3 protein-coding genes are annotated in these 3,507 nt (G+C 68.6%); 2 read left to right on the top strand and 1 reads right to left on the bottom strand.

Annotation, left to right across the window (positions count from 1 at the left end):
- Positions 1–335: 335 nt before the first annotated feature.
- Both WA805_RS02735 and WA805_RS02740 read left to right on the top strand, forming a co-directional pair.
- Positions 336–704, top strand: coding sequence for a response regulator (locus WA805_RS02735; protein ID WP_425241571.1), 369 nt, complete (start codon positions 336–338; stop codon positions 702–704).
- Positions 705–1,027: 323 nt separating this feature from the next.
- On the top strand, positions 1,028–2,308 hold the full coding sequence (locus tag WA805_RS02740; protein ID WP_425241572.1) for a sensor histidine kinase: 1,281 nt from the start codon (positions 1,028–1,030) through the stop codon (positions 2,306–2,308).
- A gap of 13 nt (positions 2,309–2,321) precedes the next feature.
- Here the strand turns inward: WA805_RS02740 and WA805_RS02745 are convergent.
- The coding region (locus tag WA805_RS02745) for a TRAP transporter substrate-binding protein (protein WP_425241573.1) at positions 2,322–3,507 on the bottom strand (1,186 nt) is incomplete at its 5' end.

The raw sequence follows: 3,507 nt of genomic DNA on the forward strand, positions 1-3,507 counted from the left end.
CGCCGACGCGGGCCCGGCCGGCATGCCGAAGCTGACCGCCATCAAGGTGTTCCCCTTCATACCGCTGAGCGGGATCCCCGCCGCCGATGGCGCCGCCATCACCCAGGCCCAGCACGTCTACGGCTGACAGCTGCCGGTAATCGTCACTGTCCCTCATGTGCAGGTCGGAGGATGTTTGGGATTCTGGTTCCGGTGCGGACGGTCCGATGCCGTAGGCGCGGTTTTGTGAGGGCTGCTCTCAATCTCTCCAGTACCGCCTGTCCGTTCGGTCATTGATGCTGGCCACAGGGTTTGTTTTGCGGTCGTGTGGGACGATGGGCATTGTGCGTCCCACCGTGCTGATCGTCGATGACCATGAGGTCTTCCGGGCTTCGGCCAGGGCCCTGCTCCAGGCGGCCGGCTTCGACGTGATCGGTGAGGCCGCGGGAGGGATGGACGCTATCGAGGCCGTCAGCACGCTGCATCCCGAGATCGTCGTGCTCGACATCCAGCTGTCTGACCTGGATGGCCTCGCCGTCGCGGAGAGACTCGCCGAGGCGCCCGATCCGCCCGCGGTGGTGCTCGTCTCGGGCCGGGAGGCAGCGACCTACGGGCCGCGCCTCAGTCAGACATCGGCGCGCGGGTTCATCTCGAAAAGCGAGCTCTCCGGGAAGGCGCTCGCCGCCCTGGTCGGCTTAAGCGTGCGATGCAGCGCCGGTTCCTGATCCTGCCGGCAGCCGCCGCGGTCGGCCTGGCTGCGGAGTGGAGCGGATACGGCTGGGGCGATCCCGGTCACTGGATCCCGGATCTGGCGGTCGGCTGGTGCCTCATCGGCTGCGGGTTCATCGCGTCGGCCCGGCGCCCGGAGAGCCGCTCGGGTGTCCTGATGTCGGCCACGGGTTTCGCCTGGTTCCTCGGGAACTTCGCCGGAGTCGGCGTGGGCGTCGTGGCGTGGGCGGCTGCTCATGCCCTCTACCTGCACCGCGGGCCGCTTTTCCAGCTTCTGCTCACGTATCCGAGTGGCCGGCGGCCGTCGCGGGTTACCGGCGTGGCGATCGCCGTTTTCTACGCCGCGGCGGTCATCACGCCAGTCTGGCAAAGCGAAACCGCCACGATCCTGCTCGCCGCATTGCTGCTCGGTGTGTGCGGCTACGAATACGCGCGGATGGTTGGCCCGGCCCGCAGGATGCGCCTGATTGCGCTGCAGGCCGCGGCCGGGCTGGGTTTCGTGCTCGCCGTGAGCGCGGTCGCTGACCTCGTGATCGCGCCGGAGGAGGCCAGCCCGATATCGCTGCTCGCCTACGAGGTTGCGGTGGTCATCGTCGCGGGCGTGCTGCTCGCGGGCCTCCTCCTCGGCCCTGGGGAGGGGGCAGGGGTCGCCGATCTGGTGTTGCAACTTGGCCAAGCCCGATCCCGAACCCTCCGGTGGGAGCTGGCCCGGGTGATCGGCGACCCGGCGCTGGAGGTCGGTTACTGGCTTCCCGAGGCTGGGACGTTCGTTGATGCCAGTGGCGGCACGTTGACGCTTCCCGGTGCCGGGTCCGATCGGTCGGCGACCGTGATCGAGCGGGACGGCCGTCCGGCCGCGGTCCTCATCCATGACTCTGCTGTGCTGAGCGATCAGGCGCTTCTTGACGCGGTCGCGGCCGCGGTGCAGCTGGAGTCCGCCAATGCCCGTCTTCACGCGGAGGTGCGAGCCCAGATCGCCGAACTCGCGGCATCGCGCCTGCGCATCCTCGAGGCCGGCGATCAGGCGCGCCAGCGGCTCGAGCGCCGGCTGCACGACGGAGCCGGGCGCCGGCTAGCAGAATTGCAGAAGACCTTGTACCGGGGCCGACTGGACGCGACGGGCCCACAGACCAGAGACAAGATCGCGCGCGGCGAAGATCAGCTCAGGCAGGCGCTTGAGGAGCTGCGCCAGCTCGCTCAGGGTCTGCATCCCCGGGCTCTGGCCGAACATGGCCTGGCCGGAGCCCTGGCCCGGCTGGCCGACGGCTCACCCGTTCCGGTGGAGATCAGCGTCGCGAGCACCCGGCTCCCTTCGCACGTCGAGGCGGCCGCCTACTTTGTCTGTTCCGAAGGGCTCGCGAACGTTGCGAAGTACTCGGCGGCATCGCGGGCGGCGATCTCTGTAGCGCCGGGCGCCGCGACGATCGTGATCGTGGTTTCCGACGATGGCGCCGGCGGGGCGGATCCCCGGACGGGGTCGGGGCTGACGGGACTCGCGGACCGGGTCGAGGCGCTGGGCGGCACGTTCCGCGTGGAGAGCACGCCGGGCTGCGGAACGCGCCTGGCCGCCGAGATTCCGCTCGGCGGCCAGGAACGCTGATGCCCTGCAGTGATTATCCGATCTTCGTCCAAGGATGCGTCGTGAAGACGAACGCGTCGTCGGGATGCACCGGCGGCACGGCCTTCAGGTGGAGGTTGCCCTTGGCGTCAACCGAGTAGGTGAACGTCAGGAAGCCACTTGCCCAGTGGAACCTGATGCGATCGCCCTGGACGGAGTAGGAGTCCCCGGGGTTGTCTGTCATAGTCTCGGCCCCGCTGTGGCGCATCGTCCATCGCCCGTCCTGCAGCGTCGCGGTGAAGATCGAAGGGTACGCCATCTCGCTGTTCACGTCCGGGGTGGTGGTGGTCCCATCGCGTGCGGTCATCGTCCACCGGTAGGTGCCGTTCAGCTTGGCGGTCGTGGTGGATCCCGATGCGGCCTGCCCGGGAGCGTGGCCGGTGCAGCCTGCGGGTATGGTCAGGGCCGGCCCGGCCGGGGTGGACCTTTTCATTGCCGTGATCTGCCCGATCATGGCCTTGGTCTGCGGATCGGCCTCGAGATTCGCGTAGACGGGGGCGAAGCTCTGCCGGAGTGCTTGCAGGTCGGCGGCTGAGGCGTCAGCGAACCGTCCGCCCGACTGGCATATGTCGCGAACGACGGGGTCTTCGTCCTGGAATAGGCCGGTCGAGTGGACCGCCGCGTCTGCCGCCGCCTGAGTCACGAGCCGACGCTGCGAGGCGGAGAGCCTGGCGAGCCGGCCTGGGTTGGCGAAGAGGGCGACCGTTCTGGGCCACAGGTTGACGTTGGCCGTGATATAAGGCGCGACCGATTCCTTGGCTAGCTGGTGGTAGTACACCAGGTTCAGGTCGAAGCCCTGCAGTGCACCGCGGGCGAGGGCCTGATCTCTGGCGGTCGCGAATCCCGGGCCTGGCTTTGCCCCCAGAGCGCGGACGGCGGCCTCTTCGGTCTTTGACTGGTAGGTCCCGAACGTGATGCCCCGCCAGTCGGCCAGGCTCAAGATGGGCTGCCGCACCCCTACCGGCCTGCGCATCTCGTCGCCGAGGACTGCCAGTCCGGTCACGTCGAGCTTGGCCAGGCCTGCCATCATCTTGGCCGGCAGGGAACTGCGGATCACCGCATTCTCCAGTGGGTAATTGTCGATAAGCATCGGGGCGCCGAGGGCCTGGAAACTCGGGATCCCAAGCGTGTCGAAGACACTGGTCCCGGCGAAGCCGAGGTCGAAGCTCCCGGCGGCGACG

The organism is Trebonia sp. (assembly GCF_049794275.1).
GTDB lineage: Bacteria > Actinomycetota > Actinomycetes > Streptosporangiales > Streptosporangiaceae > Trebonia.